Raw genomic sequence first — 21,744 nt, forward strand, 5'->3', positions numbered from 1 at the left:
GATCGGCTCAGCGCTCGAACACGACGCGGCGCTTCGTCACCACGAAGCCGGCCCGTTCGAACGCCCGGCGCATCGGGGTGTTCGCCGCGTCCGTCGTGCCGACCACCTTCGGCTCCCCGGCCTCGGCGTGCACGCGCAGCCCCTCGGCGAGCAGCCCGTCGACCACACCGCGCCCACGGTGCTGCGGCAGCACCCCGATGAAACTGATCGCCGCGTCGTACGCCGTCCGCGTCGCCAGGACGAACCCGACCACCAGGCCGCCCGGGTCGAGCGCGATCCGCCAGCCGTCGCGCGACCCCGGCAGCGAGCGGTAGAACTCGAGGTCGTCGGCGGCGGCGCCCCGCGGGCCGAGTTCGTCCACCGAGGCCACGGTGTGGGCGTCGAGGCTCCCCACCGCGACGCGGGCGAACAGGTCCACGAACTCGTCGTCGTCACCGGACCGGAAGCGCAGCGAGGACGGCATCGGCACTCCGTGGTCCGGCGTCCACGCCACACTCACCCGCTCCGTCGATCGTCCGAGCCCTGCCGCCCGGGCGGCCGCCGTGCGCCACGACACCGCGGCGACGGCGTCGGGGTCGTCGTGCCAGTCCACCGCGACGTCGACGATCCACTCCGGCACCACCCCGAACGCAGCGGTCGCCCCCGTGATCAGCCCGGCGGCGATCGCCACCCGCTCGTCCTCGGGCACGTCCGGAGCGACCAGCAGGTCGTCGAGGGTCGACGGCGCCTCGGCGTCCGCGCCACCCCACCAGAGCGCCCGTGCCACCGGACGGCCGTCGCGCTCGGCCAGCCACGACCACCCCGGGCGGTAGTTGTCCGTGCCGGACTCGGCGCGGTACCGGTCCGGACCGATCCACGCGACCGGTTCCGACGTCGAGAACGCGAGCAGGGCCTCCCGGTCGTCCTCGGTGGTCGCGCGGAAGGTGACCGTCACCGCGGGTCGGTCATCGTCGTGATCAGGTGCTCCTGCACGTAGCCGAGCCAGTCGTAGACGTCGCGCAGGCCGACGCCCGCGTCGGCCTCGACCGAACGCTCCTCGTCGTCGGCGTCGACGATCCCGAGGCGGTCGGCGATCGTCAGCCGCAGGTCGGTCAGGGTGCGGAGCCAGGCCTGCTCGTCCTCCGGGTCGAGGGCGCCGTCGCGGGTCCCCGTCAGCCACTCGTGCACGGTCGTCGCGTTCGTGGTCTTCTGCGCCAGCAGGTCGGACTGCGTGTACTTCCGGAACTCCGCGCTGGCGTCGTCGTCGTCCGGGTAGGCGTCCGGGAACATCCGCTCGGCCACCGGGTCCGCCGTCAGGTCGCCGTCGAGCACCTGGCGCAGCTGCTCGGTCAGGGACGTGAGCAACCCGCGCTCGCCGGAGGACATGCCGAGGTGGACGCCGTCGGCCCGGCGGACGAAGGGGATCACGCTTCGGGCGCCTTGTCGACGGTCGCCTGCAGGCCGTAGCCGTGCATCGACTGGACGTGGGCCTCCATCGCCTCGCGCGGACCCGTCGCCACGATGGCCCGACCCTCGGTGTCCACCTGGTGCATGAGCCGTTCCGCCTGCGCGCGGCCGAAGCCGAAGTGCCGCTGGAAGACGTACGTGACGTACGACATCAGGTTCACCGGGTCGTCCCACACGACGGTGACCCACGGGGTGTCCGCGCGCGCACTGGTGCGTTCGTCCGGGGTGGTCCGTTCGTCCACGTCGGGCGAGGTCAGCGTCATGCATCCAGGGTGACACAGGGCGGACGGCTCGGTACGATCGTCACGTCGCGACTGGCGTTGGATGGGTCACCATCGGGGAGCGACACCTGACACGGTGCGCGGCCGTACGCCTGGGCTGCACCGACCGATCGTCCGTGCGCGACCCACCGGTCGTCGCCAACCCACGTAGGAGAACCGTGTCCATCACCGATCTGCCCGCCGTCGACGGCTCCGTCGACACCGACCGCGCAGCCTTCAACGCCCCGCTCACCGAGGTCGACCCCGAGATCGCCGCCGTCCTGCAGCAGGAGCTCGGCCGTCAGCGCGACACCCTCGAGATGATCGCGTCCGAGAACTTCGTGCCGCGCGCCGTGCTCGAGTCCCAGGGCTCCGTCCTCACCAACAAGTACGCCGAGGGCTACCCCGGCAAGCGCTACTACGGCGGCTGCGAGTACGTCGACGTCGCCGAGCAGCTCGCCATCGACCGTGCCAAGGCGCTCTTCGGTGCTGCCTACGCCAACGTCCAGCCGCACTCCGGTGCGACCGCGAACGCGGCCGTCCTGCACGCCATCGCCTCGGCTGGCGACACGATCCTCGGCCTCGAGCTCGCGCACGGCGGGCACCTGACCCACGGCATGAAGCTCAACTTCTCCGGCCGCATCTACAACGCCGTCGCCTACGGCGTCGACCCCGAGACGTTCGAGGTCGACTACGACGACATCCGCGCCAAGGCCATCGAGCACCAGCCGAAGGTCCTCATCGCTGGCTGGTCCGCCTACCCGCGCCAGCTCGACTTCGCGAAGTTCCGTGAGATCGCGGACGAGGTCGGCGCGAAGCTCTGGGTCGACATGGCGCACTTCGCCGGCCTCGTCGCCGCCGGTCTGCACCCGTCCCCGGTCCCGCACGCCCACGTCGTCTCGTCGACCGTGCACAAGACCCTCGGCGGCCCCCGCTCGGGCATCATCCTGTCCAACGACGAGACCCTGTTCAAGAAGCTGAACTCCGCGGTCTTCCCGGGCCAGCAGGGCGGCCCGCTCATGCACGTCATCGCCGCCAAGGCCACCGCGTTCCTGCTCGCCGGCACCCCCGAGTTCAAGGCCCGCCAGGAGCGCACCATCCGCGGTGCCCGCTTGCTCGCGGATCGGCTCACGCAGCCGGACGCCCGCGCGGCCGGCGTCGACGTCCTCACCGGTGGCACCGACGTGCACCTGGTGCTCGTCGACCTGCGCACCTCCGAGGTCGACGGCAAGCAGGCCGAAGACCTGCTGCACGAGGTCGGCATCACCGTGAACCGCAACTCCGTGCCGTTCGACCCGCGTCCGCCGATGGTCACCTCGGGTGTCCGCATCGGCACGTCGGCGCTCGCCACGCGTGGCTTCGGCGACGCCGAGTTCACCGAGGTCGCGGACATCATCGCGCTGACCCTCATGCCGAACCCGGACATCGCAGCGCTCTCGGCCCGGGTGAAGACCCTGACCGACGCGTTCCCCCTCTACGCGTGAGCGACGCCCTGAGCCCCCTGCCCGTCGAGCGATGGGCGGGGGAGGGCACTGCCGTCCGCATCGACGGCACCGCCCTCGCTGCCCGGACCCTCGACGAACTGCGGGTCCGCATCGACCGGCTGCACGAGCACGGCATCCGTCCGGGGCTCGGCACGATCCTGGTCGGGGAGAACCCCGGTTCCCTGTCCTACGTCGCGGGCAAGCACCGCGACTCGGCGCAGATCGGGCTCGACTCGCACCGCATCGACCTGCCGGCGACGGCATCCGCCGCAGACATCCGAGCCGCGATCCTGCAGATGAACGACGACCCCCGGGTCACCGCGTTCATCGTGCAGCTGCCGCTGCCGGAGGGCATCGACCCGACGCCGATGCTCGAGCTGATGGACCCGTCGAAGGACGCCGACGGCCTGCACCCGACGAACCTCGGTGAGCTCGTGCTCGCCGTGCCCAGTGGTGCCGGCACCATCGACGCGCCCCTGCCCTGCACCCCGCGGGGCATCGTCGCGATGCTCGAGGCGTACGACATCCCGATCCGGGGCGCGCACGTCACGATCATCGGGCAGGGCCTGACGGTCGGCCGGCCGCTCGGTCTGCTGCTCACCCGCCTCGAGGCCACCGCCACCCTGACCCACTCCCTGACGGCGGACGTCGCCGCGGAGTGCCGTCGCGCCGACATCGTCATCGCGGCGGCCGGGGTCGCCGGGCTCGTCAAGCCGGACTGGATCCAGCCCGGTGCGGCCGTGATCGACGTCGGCATCACCCGCGTGGTGAACGACGAGACGGGGAAGGCCAAGCTGCACGGCGACGTCGACCCCGCCGTCGCGTCCGTCGCTGGGTTCATGTCGCCGGTGCCCGGCGGCGTCGGCCCGATGACCCGCGCGATGCTCATGAAGAACGTGGTCGAGGCTGCGGAGCGCCACTTGAAGTAGGTGCGGCGGTCGGTGCCGCTGGCGCGCGTTGGCATCGTGAGCAGAAATGGTCGGGTCCCGTCGTGGGACTCGACCATTTCTGCTCACCAGATGCGGCCAGGAGGCACGGCTCGCCCCCGCCCCGCGCGTTCGGGGGACGGGTGCGGAGCCGCCCCCAGTGCTACGGTCGCCGCATGGGGGAGAACGTCCAGACCGCGCCCGTGATGGCGGCCACCGGCAGGAAGCTGCGTCCGCGTGCGTGGGGACTCGTACTCGTCGGGATCGTCGCACTGGTGCTGTCCCCGAACCTGGTGCTCTGGAGCACGTCGACGGGCTACGGCGGGGTCGACGCCGACGACAACTGGATCGACAACGGCGGCAAGGTCCTCGAGACCGCGCCCATCACGGTGCAGGTCGAAGCGCACGTCGCACCGGCCGCACTCGCACTGCTGCTGCTCGTGGTCGTCGTCGGGATCGTCCTGCCGCCGACGCTCGCGCGCTCCGGGCACCGCACCCTCGGCGACATCGTGCGGTACTCGGCGTACCTGGCGGTCCCGGTGTGCATCGTCGTCGGCGTGCTGGTCTACACGGTGTGGCAGGGCCACGTCGTGATGGACCAGCTCCAGCACGAGGTGCTGCACCCGCACGGGTTCCCGTGGGGCGGCGTCACCGTCACCACGGGTCACATGACCCGCTGACGCACGGCCTCGCGCTGGATTGCGCCGAAGTTTCGCGGTCAGCGACACCTCACGGGCCGTGCGCCGCGTGACGTGTCGGTGAGCGCGAAACTCCGCCGGTCAGGCTCAGTCGCGGCGGGCGCCCTGCGCGGCGTGCACCGTGAAGACGTTCGGCTCGCGGTACCCGGCGGCTGCGAAGGCGGCGGTGACGGCCTCGGTGATCGCACCACGCGATCCCCGGTCGACCAACGCGATCGCCGCACCACCGAACCCACCGCCGGTCATCCGCGCACCGACCGCACCGTGCTCGACCGCGGTCGCGACGGCCAGGTCGAGCTCCGGCACGGAGATCTCGAAGTCGTCGCGCATCGACTCGTGCGACGCGACGAGCAGCGAACCGATCGCCCGCGGGCCCTGTTCGCGCAGCGTCCGGACGGTGTCGAGGACTCGTTGGTCCTCGGTCACGACGTGGCGCACGCGGCGCAAGGTCTCGTCGTCGAGCAGCTCCTGCGCACGGGGCAGGTCATCGACGCTCAGGTCACGCAGGGCCTCGACACCGAGCACCTGCGCACCCTTCTCGCACGAGGCCCGACGAGCTGCGTACCCACCGGTGGCGTGGGCGTGCTCGACCCGGGTGTCGATGACCAGGACCTCGAGCCCGTTGGCCTCGAGCGCCAGGTCGACCACGGCGGTGTCGAGCGTGCGGCAGTCCAGGAACACGACGGCGTCCTGCTCGCCGAGCAGTGACGCGGACTGGTCCATGATGCCCGTCGGTGCGCCGACGGCGTGGTTCTCGGAGTACTGCCCCACGCGGGCGAGGGCCTTGCGGTCGAGCCCGAGCTCCCACAGGTCGTTGAAGGCGAGCGCGACGCCGCACTCGATCGCGGCGCTGGACGACAGGCCGGCCCCGACGGGGACGTCGGACTCGATGAAGACGTCGAACCCGGTCTTGTCCGACAGGTCTGCGCCGGCCTGCTCGCGGAGTGCCCAGGCGATGCCGAAGACGTACGCCGACCAGCCGGTCATGTTCGACGGGTCGAGGTCGTCGAGCGACAGTTCGAGCACCGTGTCGGCGTCGAACGCGGACGAGACGCGCAGCAGACGGTCCGGCCGCGGGGCGATCGACGCGGTGGTGCGCCGGTCGATCGCGAACGGCAGGACGTACCCGTCGTTGTAGTCGGTGTGCTCACCGATCAGGTTGACCCGGCCGGGGGCGGAGTACCGCACCGCCGGCTCGTACCCGTAGACCTGCTGGAACGTCATGCTCGCTCGATTCCCTGTCGGATGAACTCGGCTGCCTTCTCGGGCACGAGGTCCCCGATCCAGGCGCCCATGGCGGCTTCGCTGCCGGCCAGGAACTTCAACTTGTCCGCCGCCCGACGCGGCGACGTGATCTGCAGCATGAGCCGCACGGTGTCCCGCCCGACGTGCACCGGTGCCTGGTGCCACGCGGCGATGTACGGGGTCGGGTCGCCGTAGAGCTCGTCGATGCCCCGCGTCAGGCGCAGGTGCATGTGGGCCAGTTCGTCCTTCTCGGCCTCGGTCAGGCCGGCGAAGTCGGGGACGTGGCGGTGCGGCAGCATGTGGATCTCGATGGGCCAGCGTGCGGCGAACGGCACGAAGGCCGTGAAGTGCTCGCCCTGCAGGACGACCCGGTCCGAGGCCCGCTCGTTCGCCAGGTGCTGTTCGAACAGGTCCGGTCCGAAGCGCTCGATGGAGTCGAGCAGCCGCTGCGTGCGGGGCGTGACGTACGGGTACGAGTAGATCTGCCCGTGCGGGTGGTGCAGCGTGACGCCGATCGCTTCGCCGCGGTTCTCGAACGGGAACACCTGCTGGATGCCGGGCATGGCGGAGAGCGCGGCGGTGCGGTCCGCCCAGGCCTCGACCACGGTGCGGGCACGCGACTCGGAGATCGACGCGAAGGACCCCTCGGTCGCGGGCGAGAAGCACACGACCTCGCACCGGCCGACGCTGCGGAGCTGCCGGTTCAGGCCGACGTCGGACAAGGACTGGAGCGAGGACGGAGCGTCATCGGCCTCGAGCAGCGGACCGAACGACGGTGACCGGTTCTCGAACACGGCGACGTCGTAGGTGCTCGGGATCTCGGACGGGTTCTGCGGTGTCTGCGGCGCGAGCGGGTCCTGGTCGGCCGGCGGCAGGAACGCACGGTTCTGCCGGCTCGCGGCGATGGAGACCCACTCGCCGGTCAGGACGTCCTGGCGCATCCGCGCGGTCTCGGGCCGAGGGTCGAGCGCACGCTCGTCGATGGCACGCTCAGCGGGCAGGGTGCTGTCCGCATCGTCGAAGTAGAACAGGTCGCGGCCGTCCGCGAGCTTCGTCACGCGCTTGGTGATCACCGGAACAGCCTAGCGCCGATCCGAAGCGTTGCGAAAGACTTCGGAAGCAAGCGAAACTAGAGCCGTGACCGACGACGACCTCTCCTTCCTGGCCGGATCGCTGCCCGCGCCGCTGCGGCAGGACCGCATCGTCTCCATCGTCGAGGGCGCGCCCGGCATGGTCCGGACCGCCGCGCTGGCCGCGTCGCTCGGCACGAGTGAGGTGACGGTCCGGCAGGACCTCGCGGTCCTCGACCAGGAGGCCCGGATCCGCCGGGTGCACGGCGGAGCGGTCCGCCTCGGGGCCGGGTCCACCGAGCGCCCCTTCGAGGAGACCGCCGTCGAGCACCAGGTGGCCAAGGCCGCCATCGGCCGTGCGGCCGCGGCGCTCGTGCGCTCCGGCGAGTGCGTCGTGCTCGACGTCGGCACCACCCCGGCAGCGGTCGCCGAGGCGCTCGTCGCCCGCACGGAGCTGTCCGACCTCACCGTCGTCACGAACTCGCTGACCACCGCCCTGGCCCTCGAGCGCGCGGTGCCGCGGTTCACCGTGATCGTCACCGGCGGCACCCTCCGACCCCTCCAGCACTCGCTCGTCGCACCGTTCAACAACACCCTGTTGCCGGTGATCGCGGCCGACATCGTGTTCCTCGGTGGCACCGGTGTGGACGTCGCGCACGGTCTGACCAACGTCAACCTGCCCGAGACCGAGGCGAAGCGGGTGCTCGCGGCCACGGCTCGGCGTACCGTCGTCGTCGCGGACGGGTCGAAGTTCGGCCGGGCCCACATCGGGGTCGTCCGCGCGCTCGAGGACATCGACGTCGTCGTCACCGCCGAGGCCGAAGCCGACGCGGTCGCCACGATCCGGGCGGCCGGCGTCGAGGTCGTCGTCGCGGACGGCGAGGACACAGCCGGAAGGAACCACACCCCATGACCGCAGCACCCACCGGTGGCCAGTACCGCCTGCACCACGCCGGACCGGACGGCGTCGTCGAGGCCGTCGTGACCGAGGTCGCCGCCGGCATCCGAGAACTCCGCGTCGCCGGCTTCGACCTGACCGAGCCGTTCCCCGTCACCGAGCAGCCGCCCGGCGCAAACGGCATCGTGCTCGTACCGTGGCCGAACCGCGTCGCCGGCGGGGTCTGGGAACTCGACGGCAAGCGGCAGCAGTTGGACATCTCGGAGCCGAAGTACGGCAACGCGTCGCACGGCCTGCTCCGCTTCGCGCCGTACCGCGTGGTGTCGCAGACCGAGACGGGCATCGTGCAGGAAGCCACGATCCACCCGCAGCACGGCTGGCCGTTCACCCTCGAGACCCGCGTGCACCACGAGCTCGTCGACGACGGCATCCGGGTGACGCACGAGATCACGAACCGTTCCGGAGCCCGCGCACCCTTCGCCGTGGGGGCGCACCCGTACCTGCGCGCCGGCGACACCCCGGCCGACGACCTCGTCGTCACGCTCGACGCCGCCACCGCCTTCACCGTCGACGAGCAGAAGGTGCCGAACGGGTCCGTGTCGGTGGAGGGCACGCCGTTCGACCTGCGCCGGGGACTGCGTGCCGGTGACGCGGGTCTCGACACCGCGTACTCCGACATCACCCCGGATGCCGACGGGGTCCGTCACACGACGCTGCACGGCCCCGAGGGTGACGGCGTGCAGCTCTGGCAGGACGCGTCGTTCCCGTACGTGCAGGTGTTCACCTCACGGGAGTACCCCCGCGGCGACGGGAAGGGTCTGGCCGTGGCGGTCGAGCCGATGACCGCTCCGGCCAACGCCCTGAACTCCGGCGAGGGCCTGCGGTGGCTCGAGCCCGACGAGACCTGGACGGGCACCTGGGGCATCCGCCGCGTCTGGTCCTGATCGTCGTCGTGCACTGAGAAGGCCCCGTCGGATGTCCGGCGGGGCCTTCTGTGTTCGTGGCGGGGAGCTGCTGGTCAGCCGCGGCGCATGCGGAGTGCCTCGACCGCGAGTGATTCGCTGGCGTAGCGCCCGACCTCGTGCGCCCAGGCCGGGTCGTCCCCGCGCAGGGCGATGAAGTCCTTGCGCTGTCGGCACACGTAGCCGAGCACCGCGGTGGCCGTCGCGACCTCGATGAAGTCCTTGCGGATGTGCCGGGTCGTGACCTGCGCGTTGCGACGGAGCGTGTCGAGCAGGAGCTCGTTGCTCATCGTCGTGTTGGTCGCTGCGGCGAGCTCGACGATGCGGCGCGCGTCCCCGGTGCTGCTGGTCTGCGTGGCTTCGATGGGCTCGGTCACGGTGTACCCCGTTCGTTCGTGGTGGTGCGGTGCTGCAGGATCCGGTGATCGGATCCGGGAACGACACTATCGGCGGCAGCCCAACAGTCGGCTGTGCGCAGGCTGTTGTGGGCAGGGGATCTGCCATGAGCCAGCTGGGGACGACTTGTACCCCGAACCCGAACCCGAGGTCAGGCGCAGCGTTCGTCGTCGGAGACAGCGAGCGCGTCGAGGGAGTCCGAGACCCGGTCCGCCAGGTACTGGTAGCCGGCGTCGTTGAGGTGTCCGCCGTCGATCGCCGCGTAGCCCGGGCTGTTCGCCGCGGTGAACCACTGCCCGGCGAGCGCGTCGATGTACGGCACGCCCGCTGCTGCCGCCCCCGCGGAGACCGAGGCGGCGACCCCGACGGTCGACTTCGCCCACGGCAGCGGCGCCGACGGTCCGAGCGCGACGATGACGGCGTCCGGCCAGGTCTGTTCGGCGTCGCGGAGGGTCTTCTCGACGCGGGCCTGCAGGACCGACGCGTCGACGAGCCAGTCGTTCTGGCTGCCCTGCACGATGACGAGTTCGGGATCGACGGTCGCGGCGTGCCGTTCGAGGCGGGGGCCGAACGTGTAGTGCGAGGATCCGGTGCGGCCGGTGTCGACGTAGCCCGTCCCCGGGTAGCCGTCGATCGTGGCCTTCCAGTCCCGGTCGGCCGCGAGGTCCTGCGCCCACCCGTCGATGCCGCTGGTCGAGCCGCGGCCGGAGGTGTACGAGTCGCCGACGATCAACACGTGCGAGCCGGGGGCGATCGCGTCGGAGACCTCGGCGGACGAGACGCTCGACGACGTCGTGACGGGCTGGCAGGCACTCGACACGGTCGGGAGGATGACGAGCAGCCCGCTCACGCCGAGAGCCATAGCTCCGAGCGCGATGCCGGGGAGGAGTCGTCGTGCCATCCGCCACATCTTAGACAACGCAGTCCGGACGGCCGCCGAAGGGAAGGGTGTGTGGGCCCCGTGGGGCTCGAACCCACGACCCTCGGATTAAAAGTCCGGTGCTCTACCAACTGAGCTAGAGGCCCTCACCCGCAAGGCTAGCGGGTGAGGGCCTCTGGGAAGAACCTGGCGTCGAGGGTCAGCCGCGACGCCCGGTGAGCGTCCGCAGCAGCCACAGGACGACGGCCACGATGAGCAGCACGATGCCGACCCACAGCAGGAACTTGAGGCTCGCGGTGAAGCCACCGACGAACAGCAGGATGACCGCGATGACGGCCAGGATGATGAGCAACGGGTTCATGGGGGAGTCCTCTCCTTCACGTTCGGGAGGAGCGCCTCCCGACGAGACACCGTACCCGCGGCGCTGCCGTTGCGTTCTGGGCGAACGGAGGGCGGGCGTGTCACCGGCCGTGCCTACACTGACGCGGTGCCTCGCGATCACCACCGTCCTGTCCACTTCACCGATGCCGAGTTCGCCGCGATCCAGGGCGGCGAGGACCCCGCCGTCGTGAACCGTGTCGCGCACGAGACCGCGAACGCGCTGCTGCACCGGGTGCGTCAGGACCCGGACCCCGCGGTGGTGGAGCGACTCGTGACCTACACCGACGTGCACGGCATCGACGCGATCGCCGAACTCTGGGCACGGGTGGGTGCGCACACCCTGCCGGGTGCCCTGTGGCGGGTGTACCTCGTCCGCACCGTGATCCGGCAGAACCCGGAGGAGATCGCTTACTTCTTCCAGCGCGGCACCGAGCGCATCGGCACGATCGACCAGGCCGTCGCGGGGGCGGAGCAGCCGACGGGCCCTGCCGAGATCCTCACCCTGGCGGACCGCATCCTGCACGGGCTGTACACGGGCGACTTCGCCGTGGCGCTCGACCGTGGGGCGGCGTTCTGCCGGCTGACGGCGGCCGGTGCGACTGCGGTGGCGGACGAGTCCGACCTCACCGCGACCGGCCGCGCGAGCGAGCTGACGCGGCGGGCGCTCCGTCTCACGGAGCTGGCGGCCGACCTGACCGAGGCGGCGGCGCTCTGGCGTCGCGAGAGCCTGGACTAGCGAGGGAACGCGCCGGACCCGCACCGGGCCTCCCGGCCGACTGCGCATGGTGAGCAGAAGATGTCGGGTCGCAACGATGCAAGCGACCATTTCTGCTCACGAAGCGAGACGAGACGAAGCGAGACCGGACGACGCAAGACGGCAGAGAAAAACCGGGCCGCAGAAGCGCCTCTCGGCGCGAGGCCGCTCGAAGCGGCGAATTTTGGAGCCCGGGGCTTGCTGCGGCCCGGCGACACCAACTCTACGACGCGTCGGCTGAGTCCGCTGCCCTGTTCACTCTCGGTGGACAGATCCGGACCCGGGCGTGCCCGGCAGACGGCCCGGACGCGGCGTCCCGACAACTTCTCGGCATCCGATCCAATCCACCACGGGCACCGCGCCGAATCATCAGCGTGACGGACTTGATGACCGTCACGAACGCGAGAGGCCCGGCGTGACCCGGACCGGTATCCGCCGGTCAATTCCCTGTGGGTCACGCTGGCCTCTCGTCTCGACCGCACGACGCGGCGGCTTCGTCCTCCCCGGGGCGCGACCGCAGCACAGCACCACCGCAGCACAGCACCACCAGCACCACCGCATCACCGCAGCACAGCACCACCAGCACCACCACATCACGCAGCACCCCTGACAGAACGGCCACAACCGGTCGCCGAAGCACCCGAGAGGAGGGAAACCTGCAATGCTTGCCCTCGTGGATAGCGACACCGAACGCTGGAGCTCGTCAGAGCCAGCCCAGGCATCGCCGGACGACCTTCTGGCGCGGGTTGCCTCCGGTGACCAAGCCGCCTTCGCGGACCTCTACGACGCCCTCTCCGGCCGGGTCCTCGGACTCGTGACGCGGCTCCTCCGGGACCGCGCCCAGTCCGAAGAGGTCACGCAAGAGGTGTTCCTCGAAGTCTGGCAACAAGCCACCCGGTTCGACCGGAAGCGCGGGACCGCGTCCAGCTGGGTCCTGACCATGGCGCACCGCCGAGCGGTGGACCGGGTCCGGGCGTCGCAGGCCTCGCACGACCGGGACACGAAGATCGGTATCCGCGACCTCGAGTCCGGTTTCGACCAGGTCTCCGAGTCGGTCGAGATCCGCATCGAACACGAACGTGTCGGCCGGGCCCTTGCCAAGCTGACCGAGTTCCAGCGCCAGGCCGTGCAGCTCGCGTACTACGGAGGCTTCTCGCACAGCGAGATGGCCGAGCAACTCGGTGTCCCCATCGGCACCGTCAAGACCCGTCTCCGTGACGGGATGATCCGACTCCGAGACGAAATGGGGGTGACCTCATGACCGAACGACACGACGACCCCGCCCTGCTGACGGGTTCCTACGCACTCGACGCGCTGTCCGACGATGAGCGCATGCTCCTCGAGGACGTCCTCACGACGTCGCCCGAACTCCAGGCCGAGGCCGACTCGCTGCGCGAGACTGCGCTGCAGCTGGCCTTCGCCGCCGCTCCGATCGAGCCGCCGACGTCGCTCCGCGCGTCGCTGCTGGCCCAGATCGCGACGACCCCGCAGGCTGCACCACTGGCCGACACGGCTCCTGCCGTCGACACGACCTCCGTCCAGGAGGCCCGTCCCGAGCCCGCCAGGCACGTCGCCTCGATCGCCGACGGCTCCACCACCGGTGGCCGGGCGACCTCCGAGGCTCGCCGCCGCTGGTTCCAGCGTCCGGCAGTGATGCTGACGGCCGCCGCTGCCGTCGCCGCGGTCTTCTTCGGGGGACTCGGGTTCGGATCGGTCTTCGACCCGAACGGCTCCGGACCGGGCACCGGCACCACGCAGGCATCGAGCGGCCTCGACCGCATCTACGCCGCGTCGGACTTCCAGCGCAGCACCACCAAGGTCGAGGGCGGCGGCACGGCCACGGTCGTGTGGTCGAGCGACCTCGGCAAGTCCGCGGTGATCCTCGACGGTGTCGCCCAGGCGCCGAAGGGCAAGACGTACGAGCTCTGGTACATCGGCTCCCAGAACGAGGGCGGCACGATCAAGTCGGCCGGCCTGGTCGACGGTGTCGCGGACGGCGTGCACTCGGCCGTGCTGAAGGGCTCGATGTCCGACGGCGCGACGATCGGCATGACGGTCGAGCCGGCCGGTGGTTCGGAGCAGCCGACCACGACGCCGATCATGGCGGTCCCGACCACCTCGGCCTGACCCTCCCGGAAGGCCGACCCCGAACGACACCCTCGACGTCGCACGACATCGAGGGTGTCGTTCTGCGTCGGCACGGCCCCCCGCGCCCAGCGCAACCACGAAGGCCCGGTGCGCGTCCGTGGCGGACGTGCACCGGGCCTCCCGGTCGTCCGTCAGGCCGACGGACGGACAGCGATCAACCGAAGCGACCCGAGACGTAGTCCTCGGTGGCCTGGACGGACGGGTTCGAGAACATCGTGGCGGTGTCGTCGAACTCGATGAGCTTGCCCGGCGCACCGGTGCCGGCGATGTTGAAGAACGCCGTCTTGTCGCTGACGCGCGAGGCCTGCTGCATGTTGTGCGTGACGATGACGATCGTGAACTCCTTCTTGAGCTCGCCGATCAGGTCCTCGATGGCAAGGGTGGAGATCGGGTCGAGCGCCGAGCAGGGCTCGTCCATCAGCAGCACGTCGGGCTGCACCGCGATGGCACGGGCGATGCAGAGACGCTGCTGCTGCCCACCGGACAGGCCCATGCCGGGCTTGTCGAGGCGGTCCTTGACCTCGTTCCACAGGTTCGCGCCCTGCAGGGAGCGCTCGACGATGTCGTCGGCCTCGGACTTCGAGACGCGCTTGTTGTTGAGCTTCACGCCCGCGAGCACGTTGTCCTTGATGGACATCGTCGGGAACGGGTTCGGACGCTGGAAGACCATGCCGACCTGGCGACGCACGAGCACCGGGTCGACCCCGGGGCCGTACAGGTCGTCGCCGTCGATCTTGACCGAGCCCTCGACCCATGCGCCGGGGATGACCTCGTGCATGCGGTTCAGGGTGCGGAGGAAGGTGGACTTGCCGCAGCCGGACGGGCCGATGAAGGCGGTGACGGTGCGGGGCTCGATGGTGATGTCGACACCCTCGACCGCCTTGAACTTCGAGTAGTAGACGTTGAGGCCGTCGACCTCGATGCGCTTGGACACGTTGATCCTTCTGGTGGGTGGGGAAGTGGGTTCGCTAGCGCGAGAGCTTGGGGGCGAAGAGTCGGGTGACGAACCGGGCGAGCAGGTTGAGCGCCATCACGATGAGGATGAGCACCAGCGCGGCGGTCCAGGCGCGGTCGACGAACGGCTGCGGGTTGGCGCCCTGCTGCGAGTACTGCGTGTACGCGTACACCGGCAGGGTCATCATCGGGTCCTTGAACAGGTCGTAGTTCATGCTCGCGGTGAACCCGGCGGTGACGAGCAGCGGAGCCGTCTCGCCGATGACGCGGGCGATGGAGAGCATGACGCCGGTGGTGATGCCGGCGAGCGACGTGGGGAGGACGACCTTGAGGATCGTGAGGTACTTCGGCACCCCGAGGGCGTAGGACGCTTCGCGGAGCTCCATCGGCACGATCTTCAGCACCTCTTCGGTGGAGCGCACGACGATCGGGATCATCAGCACCGACAGGGCGACGGAGCCGACCAAGCCGAAGCGGGCACCAGGGCCGAGGAACAGCGCGAACAGCGAGTACGCGAACAGACCGGCGACGATCGAGGGGATGCCCGTCATGACGTCGACGAAAAACGTGATGCCCTTCGCCAGTGCACCGCGGCCGTACTCGACCAGGTAGATCGAGGTGAGCAGCCCGATCGGCACCGAGATGAGCGCCGCGAACAGGGTGATCTCGAGCGTGCCGACCAACGCGTGGATCGCGCCGCCGCCCTCGGAGATCACGCCGCGCATCGAGTACGAGAAGAAGTTCGCGTCGAAGCGGGCCAGGCCGTCGGCAATCACGGTCCAGAGCAGCGACACCAGCGGCAGGACCGCGATGACGAAGGCGGTGATGACGAGCGACGTGACCAGTCGGTTGACGGCCTGACGACCGCCCTCGACGATGCGCGAGACGACCACGATCAGGACGTCGAACAGGACGGTGCCGAGGAACAGGGCGGCGACGACGTTGAAGTCCTTGACCGCACCGCCGGCGTTGAGCAGGGCGAACACGGCCACCAGGGCGACCCAGCTGCCGACCAGCAGCAGCCACGGCACCGAGCGGTGCAGCTTGCCGTTGGCGTAGACGTTGCCGGCGGTGCCGGTCTGACGGAGCGCGAGGGACATCGGGTGCGACCTCTCAGCTGACCCGCGTGCGGACGATGTACCGCGCGAGCATGTTGATGACCAGGGTGATGACGAACAGGATCAGGCCCGTCGCGATCAGGGCGTTCAGGGCGGTCCCCGATGCCTCGGCGAACTGCAGCGCGATGTTCGCGGCGATCGTCGAGGGGTTCTGCGAGGTCAGCATCTGGAAGGTGACGTTCGTCGAGACCGACAGCACCAGGGCGATCGCCATCGTCTCGCCCAGGGCACGTCCGAGCCCGAGCATGATCGCGGAGACGATGCCGGACTTCGCGAACGGCAGCACGGACAGGCGGATCATCTCCCAGCGCGTCGCACCGAGGGCCAGGGCGGCTTCCTCGTTGAGCGTGGGCGCCTGCAGGAAGATCTCGCGCATGACGGCCGTCATGATCGGGATCGCCATCACGGCGAGGACGATCGACGCGGTCAGGATGGTGCGGCCGGTGCCGGACACCTGGCCGGAGAAGAGCGGGAACCAGCCGAGGTGCTCGTTCAGGAAGCCGTAGAACGGCTTCACGAACGGCGCCAGCACCACGATGCCCCAGAGGCCGTAGACGACCGACGGGACCGCGGCGAGCAGGTCGATGACGTAGCCGAGCACCGGCGCGAGGCGTCGCGGTGCGTAGTGCGAGATGAACAGGGCGATGCCGAGGGCGAGCGGGACCGCGATCACGAGCGCGATGAGCGCGGACCAGACGGTGCCGAACACCAGGGGGCCCACGTAGTCCCAGAAGTTCGTGGCGTTGTTCGGCAGGTCGCCGACCTTGGCGGCGAACGCCGGGATGCTCTGCCAGACGAGGAACGCGGCGACGAGCACGAGCACGAAGAGGATGAGGCCGCCGGCGATCACCGAAGCTGCGGAGAACACCCGGTCACCGACGCGGACGACGGCCTTCGGCTTGGTCGGGGTGACGGTGGCCCCTGGCTGGGCCGGTGCGGTCGTCATGGGACTCCTGTCGGAGGAACGCCGGGGGAGGCGACGGGTTCGGGTGGTGGAGCGTGGAGCGTGGAGCGGGGCGCTGGTCGGACGGGCGCTGGCGGTTCAGCCGGGCTGCTCGCGTCGCGACGAGCAAGGGCCCGGACGCCGGTCAGGTGGGTGGGACCGGCGTCCGGGCGCTTGGGGGTCTTACTTGATGGAGTCGACCGCGGCAGCGGCCTTCTCAGCCAGGTCGGACGACAGGGCGGCCGACTTGGCCTCCTTCGCCGCGGCGTCCTGGGCGTCGCCGGTGACGACGTAGTTCAGGAAGCCCTTGACCAGGTCGGCCTTGTCCGAGTCCTTGTACTCCTGGCACGCGATGGCGTAGGAGACGAGGACGAGCGGCCAGGCACCGTCAGCGGTGTCCTTGCGGTCGATGTCGATCGCGAGGTCGTTGTCCTCGCGGCCGGTGGCGACCTTCGAGTCGGCGACGACCTGCGCGGCGCCGTCGGCCGAGATCTCGGTGGCCTTGTCGCCGACCATCAGCTTCGCCTTGTCGAGGTCACCCGCGCCGGAGTCGTCGATGTAGGTGATCGCGTTGGAGGCGCTGCCCATGGCGGAGGCGACACCGGAGGTGCCCTTCGCGCTGTCACCGACCGAGTACGGGAAGGTCTGGCTCGGCTCTTCGGTCCAGACGTCGCCGGCGTTCGCGGAGACGTACTCCGAGAAGTTCTGCGTGGTGCCCGAGTCGTCGGAGCGGTGCACGACCGTGATGTTCGCGTCCGGCAGGTCGACGCCGTCGTTCAGGTCGGCGATCTGCGAGTCGTTCCACTTGGTGATCTTGCCCGAGAAGATGCCCGCGATGGTCTTCGCGTCGAGGGTCAGGTCGCTGACGCCGTCGACCTTGTAGGCGATCGCGATCGGGGAGATGTAGACCGGGATGTCGATGGCCTTGGTGTCGGCCTTGCACAGGTCGAAGGAGCCCGAGAGTTCCTCGTCGTTCAGTGCTGCGTCGGAGCCGGCGAAGTCCGCGGCGCCCGAGATGAAGTTCTTGCGGCCGGCGCCCGAGCCGTCGGGCGAGTAGTTCACCGTGACGCCCTTGGCGACGTCCTGGAAACCGGCGGCCCAGGTGGCCTGCGCGGTCTGCTGGGCGGACGAACCGGAGCCGGTCAGGGTTCCGGTGAGGCTCGAGGAGCCGGTGTTGCTCGAGGAGGACTCGGTGCTGCCCGCGTCCTCGTTCGCCGCGCAGGAGGAGAGCACGACTGCGCCGGCGATCGCGATTGCTGCGATCGAACCGATTCGCTTGATGTTCACAGGGGTCCCTTCGGGGATGGGGTGCAGTGGGACCACTGCGGTCCCTGGGCCGGTGCCGACCCGGGAGCGACTGTAGGGACGCGAGGTGACGGGGATCACGCGCGTTGGTGAACGGAAGGTGAACGAGGGGTTGTACCGACCGGGAGGCGCGGATCGCGTTCCGGGCGCGGCGGACGCCCGGCCCGTGGCCGGGTGCAGGGCGTCCGGTCGCTACGCCGGGATCGTGTTGCGGTGCGTCTCGACGGCGACGAGGGTCTCGCCGGCGATGTGCATCACCGAGAAGTCGCCGACCGAGAGCATCGCGGCGCGGCGGAGGTCGAACCGGCCGGAGTCGTCGGCGGTCGCGGTGGCGATCCGGGCGATGATGTCCGGCAGCACCGGCCCGTGCGAGCAGAGCACCGCGGTCTTGCCCTTGTCGAGCCGGCGGCGGACGATGCCCTTGACGTCGGCGGCGCCGCGGTCGTGGGCGTCCTGGCTGATGTCGGGGGTGCTCGAGACGCCGAGCTTCGTGGTGGCGGACAGCGGTTCGACGGTGGCGAGGCACCGTGCTGCCGTGCTGCTCACGATCTTCTTCGGACCGAACGCGGCGACCGGCGACGCCGCGGCCTTGGCCTGCGAGCGGCCGACGGGCAGGAGCGGACGGGTGGCGTCCGGGCCGTTCCAGTCGGAGCCGGGCACGGTCTTCGCGTGCCGCAGCGCGATCAGGGCGAACGTGCGGTGGTGGCCCGCGGCGGCGCGCTCGTCGAACCGGTCGAGGATCGCCACGTCGCGCTCGTACGTCAGGCGGTTGCGGGCGTCGTCGATCGTGACCCACTCGAGGGCGGCGACCTCGTGGTTCGGGGTGAAGTCACCCGCCCGGGCGTACTCCTTCGACGAGACGCGGGCGGCCCAGTAGTGCACGACCTTGTCGCGGCCGTTCGGCAGCACGTACTCGGCGGTGCCGAGCGGAGCGCCGAGGTGCACGCGGTACCCGGTCTCCTCGTCGATCTCGCGCACGGCGGTCGTCGGGACGGCCTCACCCGGATCGACCTTGCCCTTGGGCAGGGAGACGTCCTTGTGGTGGTCGCGGTGGATGAGCAGCACGAGGGGCGTGCCGTCCTGTTCGCGCCAGACGACTGCGCCGGCGGCGAGGACGGGGCCCGAGGGACCGCCGCTCACCGAGTGGAGCGCTTCCGAGCCGAGATCTTCCGCATGGTCACATTCTGCACGTCTTCGAGCGGACGACCGTCATCGTCGGTCGAGTGCCGCGTCCACTCGCCGTCGGACTCGAGGTGCCACGAGCTCGCGGTGTCGGCCATCGCCAGGTCGAACATCTCGAGCACCTCGTTGATGTGGTCCGGCGCGGTCAACCGCACGAGGGCTTCGACCCGGCGGTCGAGGTTGCGGTGCATCATGTCGGCGCTGCCGATGAACACGGCCGGGTCGCCCTCGTTGTGGAACGCGAACGCGCGGGAGTGCTCGAGGTACCGGCCGACGATGCTCCGCACCCGGATGGTGTCGCTCACCCCTTCCATCCCCGGCTTGAGCGAGCAGATGCCGCGCACCCAGATGTCGACCGGCACACCGGCCTGGCTTGCCAGGTAGAGGGCGTCGATGATCTGCTCGTCGACCATCGAGTTGACCTTGATCCGGATGCCGGACGGCTTGCCGGCGCGGGCGTTGTCCGCCTCGGTCTGAATGCGCTTGAGCAGCCCCTTGCGCAGGTGCAGCGGTGCGACGAGCAGCCGCTTGAACTTCTTCTCGATCGCGTAGCCGGACAGCTCGTTGAACAGGCGCGTCAGGTCCTTGCCCACGGTGTCGTCCGCGGTGAACAGGCCCATGTCCTCGTAGATGCGCGAGGTCTTCGGGTTGTAGTTGCCCGTGCCGATGTGGCTGTAGTGCTTGAGCGTGCCGCCCTCCTGCCGGATGACGAGCACGAGCTTCGAGTGCGTCTTCAGCCCGACCAGGCCGTAGACGACGTGCACGCCGGCCTTCTCGAGCTTGCGGGCCCACGTGATGTTGTTCTGCTCGTCGAAGCGCGCCTTGATCTCGACGAGCGCCAGGACCTGCTTGCCCGCGGCGGCGGCGTCGATCAGGGCCTCGACGATGGGGCTGTCACCGGAGGTGCGGTACAGCGTCTGCTTGATGGCGAGCACGTGCGGGTCGGCCGCGGCCTGCTCGAGGAACGCCTGCACGCTCGTCGCGAAGGACTCGTACGGGTGGTGCACGAGGACGTCGTTCGCCTTGATGGCGCGGAACAGGTCGGGCTTCGTGTTCGGTTCGCCCGGCTGGAACTGCACCGGGGTCGTCGGCACGTGCTTCGGGTAGTGCAGGTCCGGACGGTTGATCTTCGAGATCTCGAACAGGCCGCCGAGGTCGAGCGGCGACGGCAGCCGGAAGACCTCCTGCTCGGTGATGTCGAGCTCGCGCACGAGCAGGTCGAGGGTCACCGGGTCCATGTCCTCGGTGATCTCGAGGCGGATGGGCGGACCGAACCGGCGACGCAGCAGTTCGCGCTCGAGGGCCTGGATGAGGTTCTCGGCCTCGTCCTCCTCGATCTCGACGTCCTCGTTGCGGGTGACCCGGAACACGTGGTGCTCGAGCACCTCCATCCCCGGGAACAGGTCGTCGAGGTGGTTCGCGATGAGGTCTTCGAGGGGGATGAACCGCATCCGCCCGGAGTTGTCGTCCGGCAGCTTGATGAAGCGGGAGAAGTTCTGCGGCACCTTCAGGCGCGCGAACTCCTGCCGCTGCGACTTCGGGTTGCGGACCCGGACCGCCAGGTTGAGCGAGAGCCCGGAGATGTAGGGGAACGGGTGCGCCGGGTCGACCGCCAGGGGCATGAGGACCGGGAAGATCTGCTCGTTGAAGTACTCGCGCATCCGAAGCCGGTCGGCCTCGTCCAGGTCGGACCAGTGCTCGATGTGGATGCCGGCGGCGTCGAGGTCGGGCTTGAGCGAGCCGATGAACGCCTGGGCGTGGCGGTCCTGCAGCTCGTGGGCCTTCTTCGCGATGTCGCGCAGGACGTCGCTCGGTGCGCGGCCGACGTTGGTCGGGACGGCGATGCCGGTGTCGATGCGGCGCTTCAGGCCGGCGACCCGGACCATGAAGAACTCGTCGAGGTTCGACGCGAAGATCGCCAGGAAGTTCGCACGCTCGAGCAGGGGCTGCGTGCGGTCCTCGCCCAGTTCGAGCACCCGCTGGTTGAAGCGCAACCAGCTGAGCTCACGGTCGAAGTAGCGGTCCGACGGCAGCGACTCGTGCTCGATCTCGACGACCTCGTCGAAGTCGTCGAGGTCGGGTGCGACGGATTCGCCGTCGAGCTGCGGTTCGGTGTCCATGTCCACATCCTGCCACCAGGGCACCACGGCCGGAGGGGCTCTGGTGGACGCTGTGGAAACCCGCGGTGAACGGACCGTTTGTGAAGGAACGGTCACGATATACGAACGGTGACATCTGCGCCGGTTTGTGGGTATGGTGGGTCCCGTCAGAGCCTCCGGGGGGATTCCACTGCGCGGGGGTGCAGCTACGAATGAAAGAGGTTCATCATGTCGCGTGTCCTTTCGACCGAGCAGGCCAAGACCGCCATCCGTCAGGTCCAGTCGATCATCAACGGTGGGTTCACCGACCAGATCTCGCAGCTCGACGCCCAGGGCCGGATCCTGTCCGACTCGAACGTCTGGGACGGCCCGCTCGCGGCGACGTTCCGTGGGTCGACCTGGCCGGAGACCAAGGCCGCCCTCGACAAGGCGAAGACCGAGCTCGAGCAGCTCCGCACGCAGCTCGACAAGATCTCGCAGGACATCTTCACCGCGGGTGGCGGCGCGTAAGCAGCCACTCGTTCCGCCCGGACCGTCGCGCTCGCGGCGGTCCGGGCGTTCGCGGTCGGTGGGGCCGCGTGACCAGCACGACCAG

The 21,744-nt window shown here is 69.9% G+C and carries 23 protein-coding genes, 1 tRNA gene and 1 riboswitch; of the genes, 9 read left to right on the top strand and 15 right to left on the bottom strand.

All coding sequences use genetic code 11. From position 1 onward, the window contains the following. Positions 1-7: 7 nt before the first annotated feature. From EDF31_RS10045 to clpS, 3 genes are read right to left on the bottom strand one after another with little or no spacing between them, the layout of a single operon-like run. Positions 8-934 carry a GNAT family N-acetyltransferase gene (locus EDF31_RS10045; RefSeq protein WP_131846024.1) on the bottom strand — a complete coding sequence of 309 codons (927 nt, stop codon included), beginning with the start codon at positions 932-934 and terminating at the stop codon, positions 8-10. Continuing rightward, positions 931-1,407: a DUF2017 family protein gene (locus tag EDF31_RS10050; protein WP_131846025.1), complete on the bottom strand. Its 477-nt coding sequence runs from the start codon at positions 1,405-1,407 to the stop codon at positions 931-933. Before EDF31_RS10050 ends, EDF31_RS10045 begins: the two co-directional genes overlap by 4 nt. After that, positions 1,404-1,709: an ATP-dependent Clp protease adapter ClpS gene (gene clpS / locus EDF31_RS10055; RefSeq protein ID WP_185003162.1), complete on the bottom strand. Its 306-nt coding sequence runs from the start codon at positions 1,707-1,709 to the stop codon at positions 1,404-1,406. The genes EDF31_RS10050 and clpS overlap by 4 nt, the downstream gene beginning before the upstream one ends. A 37-nt stretch (positions 1,710-1,746) precedes the next feature. Next, positions 1,747-1,832, top strand: a riboswitch (ZMP/ZTP riboswitch). 68 nt (positions 1,833-1,900) lie between these two features. Between clpS and glyA the strand changes: the two genes are divergently transcribed. The 3 genes from glyA (at position 1,901) to EDF31_RS10070 (ending at position 4,796) form a co-directional block, all read left to right on the top strand. Continuing rightward, on the top strand, positions 1,901-3,190 hold the full coding sequence (gene glyA / locus EDF31_RS10060) for a serine hydroxymethyltransferase (protein ID WP_123937599.1): 1,290 nt from the start codon (positions 1,901-1,903) through the stop codon (positions 3,188-3,190). Beyond that, a complete protein-coding gene (locus EDF31_RS10065) occupies positions 3,187-4,119 on the top strand; it encodes a tetrahydrofolate dehydrogenase/cyclohydrolase catalytic domain-containing protein (protein ID WP_243649964.1) in 933 nt (310 codons plus the stop codon). The genes glyA and EDF31_RS10065 overlap by 4 nt, the downstream gene beginning before the upstream one ends. Before the next feature lie 173 nt (positions 4,120-4,292). Beyond that, positions 4,293-4,796, top strand: coding sequence for a hypothetical protein (locus EDF31_RS10070; RefSeq protein ID WP_131846026.1), 504 nt, complete (start codon positions 4,293-4,295; stop codon positions 4,794-4,796). Between the two features lie 105 nt (positions 4,797-4,901). Here the strand turns inward: EDF31_RS10070 and galK are convergent, their stop codons facing one another. Further along, the gene (gene galK / locus EDF31_RS10075) at positions 4,902-6,038 is read right to left on the bottom strand and encodes a galactokinase (protein ID WP_131846027.1); all 1,137 of its coding nucleotides are present in this window, start codon (positions 6,036-6,038) and stop codon (positions 4,902-4,904) included. Continuing rightward, complete coding sequence (gene galT, locus EDF31_RS10080; RefSeq protein ID WP_123340927.1) at positions 6,035-7,132, bottom strand: galactose-1-phosphate uridylyltransferase; 1,098 nt, start codon at positions 7,130-7,132, stop codon at positions 6,035-6,037. The genes galK and galT overlap by 4 nt, the downstream gene beginning before the upstream one ends. A gap of 64 nt (positions 7,133-7,196) precedes the next feature. Here galT and EDF31_RS10085 point away from each other — a divergent pair, with 64 nt between their 5' ends. Beyond that, complete coding sequence (locus EDF31_RS10085; RefSeq protein ID WP_207896166.1) at positions 7,197-8,042, top strand: DeoR/GlpR family DNA-binding transcription regulator; 846 nt, start codon at positions 7,197-7,199, stop codon at positions 8,040-8,042. Then, positions 8,039-8,971, top strand: coding sequence for an aldose 1-epimerase family protein (locus EDF31_RS10090; RefSeq protein ID WP_131846028.1), 933 nt, complete (start codon positions 8,039-8,041; stop codon positions 8,969-8,971). Before EDF31_RS10085 ends, EDF31_RS10090 begins: the two co-directional genes overlap by 4 nt. A 74-nt stretch (positions 8,972-9,045) precedes the next feature. Here the strand turns inward: EDF31_RS10090 and EDF31_RS10095 are convergent, their stop codons facing one another. The 4 genes from EDF31_RS10095 to EDF31_RS19945 all read right to left on the bottom strand — a co-directional run bounded on the left by EDF31_RS10095 (position 9,046) and on the right by EDF31_RS19945 (position 10,626). Beyond that, positions 9,046-9,366, bottom strand: coding sequence for a hypothetical protein (locus EDF31_RS10095; RefSeq protein WP_123293269.1), 321 nt, complete (start codon positions 9,364-9,366; stop codon positions 9,046-9,048). Between the two features lie 170 nt (positions 9,367-9,536). After that, a complete protein-coding gene (locus tag EDF31_RS10100) occupies positions 9,537-10,286 on the bottom strand; it encodes an SGNH/GDSL hydrolase family protein (protein WP_165901385.1) in 750 nt (249 codons plus the stop codon). Positions 10,287-10,338: 52 nt separating this feature from the next. Then, a tRNA-Lys gene (locus tag EDF31_RS10105) sits at positions 10,339-10,411 on the bottom strand. A 53-nt stretch (positions 10,412-10,464) separates the two neighbouring features. Then, positions 10,465-10,626 (bottom strand): DUF2207 domain-containing protein, encoded by a 162-nt coding sequence (locus EDF31_RS19945; RefSeq protein ID WP_146249745.1) that lies wholly within the window; start codon positions 10,624-10,626, stop codon positions 10,465-10,467. Between the two features lie 126 nt (positions 10,627-10,752). Here EDF31_RS19945 and EDF31_RS10110 point away from each other — a divergent pair, with 126 nt between their 5' ends. The 3 genes from EDF31_RS10110 (at position 10,753) to EDF31_RS10120 (ending at position 13,527) form a co-directional block, all read left to right on the top strand. Continuing rightward, a complete protein-coding gene (locus tag EDF31_RS10110; RefSeq protein ID WP_131846030.1) occupies positions 10,753-11,382 on the top strand; it encodes a DNA-directed RNA polymerase subunit beta in 630 nt (209 codons plus the stop codon). 679 nt (positions 11,383-12,061) lie between these two features. Beyond that, positions 12,062-12,661, top strand: coding sequence for an ECF RNA polymerase sigma factor SigK (gene sigK, locus EDF31_RS10115; RefSeq protein ID WP_123340923.1), 600 nt, complete (start codon positions 12,062-12,064; stop codon positions 12,659-12,661). Beyond that, positions 12,658-13,527, top strand: a complete 870-nt coding sequence (locus tag EDF31_RS10120; protein WP_131846031.1) for an anti-sigma factor — start codon at positions 12,658-12,660, stop codon at positions 13,525-13,527. The genes sigK and EDF31_RS10120 overlap by 4 nt, the downstream gene beginning before the upstream one ends. A gap of 175 nt (positions 13,528-13,702) precedes the next feature. Here the strand turns inward: EDF31_RS10120 and pstB are convergent, their stop codons facing one another. The 6 genes from pstB to EDF31_RS10150 form a co-directional block, all read right to left on the bottom strand. Beyond that, complete coding sequence (gene pstB / locus EDF31_RS10125; RefSeq protein ID WP_123293274.1) at positions 13,703-14,482, bottom strand: phosphate ABC transporter ATP-binding protein PstB; 780 nt, start codon at positions 14,480-14,482, stop codon at positions 13,703-13,705. A gap of 34 nt (positions 14,483-14,516) precedes the next feature. Next, positions 14,517-15,602, bottom strand: a complete 1,086-nt coding sequence (gene pstA / locus EDF31_RS10130) for a phosphate ABC transporter permease PstA (protein WP_111085282.1) — start codon at positions 15,600-15,602, stop codon at positions 14,517-14,519. A 13-nt stretch (positions 15,603-15,615) separates the two neighbouring features. Beyond that, positions 15,616-16,566, bottom strand: coding sequence for a phosphate ABC transporter permease subunit PstC (gene pstC / locus EDF31_RS10135; RefSeq protein ID WP_131846032.1), 951 nt, complete (start codon positions 16,564-16,566; stop codon positions 15,616-15,618). A 180-nt stretch (positions 16,567-16,746) separates the two neighbouring features. After that, positions 16,747-17,850: a phosphate ABC transporter substrate-binding protein PstS gene (gene pstS, locus EDF31_RS10140; protein WP_123936877.1), complete on the bottom strand. Its 1,104-nt coding sequence runs from the start codon at positions 17,848-17,850 to the stop codon at positions 16,747-16,749. A 210-nt stretch (positions 17,851-18,060) separates the two neighbouring features. Then, entirely contained in the window at positions 18,061-19,008 is a 948-nt protein-coding gene (locus EDF31_RS10145) for an NUDIX domain-containing protein (RefSeq protein ID WP_131846033.1), read from the bottom strand. Next, positions 19,005-21,170 (bottom strand): RNA degradosome polyphosphate kinase, encoded by a 2,166-nt coding sequence (locus EDF31_RS10150; RefSeq protein WP_123311951.1) that lies wholly within the window; start codon positions 21,168-21,170, stop codon positions 19,005-19,007. The genes EDF31_RS10145 and EDF31_RS10150 overlap by 4 nt, the downstream gene beginning before the upstream one ends. A 207-nt stretch (positions 21,171-21,377) precedes the next feature. On the opposite strand from EDF31_RS10150, the gene EDF31_RS10155 reads away from it, so the two are divergent. Next, complete coding sequence (locus tag EDF31_RS10155; RefSeq protein ID WP_027466625.1) at positions 21,378-21,659, top strand: hypothetical protein; 282 nt, start codon at positions 21,378-21,380, stop codon at positions 21,657-21,659. Positions 21,660-21,744: the final 85 nt, after the last annotated feature.

Source organism: Curtobacterium sp. PhB142, from assembly GCF_004341255.1.
Taxonomy (GTDB): Bacteria; Actinomycetota; Actinomycetes; order Actinomycetales; family Microbacteriaceae; genus Curtobacterium.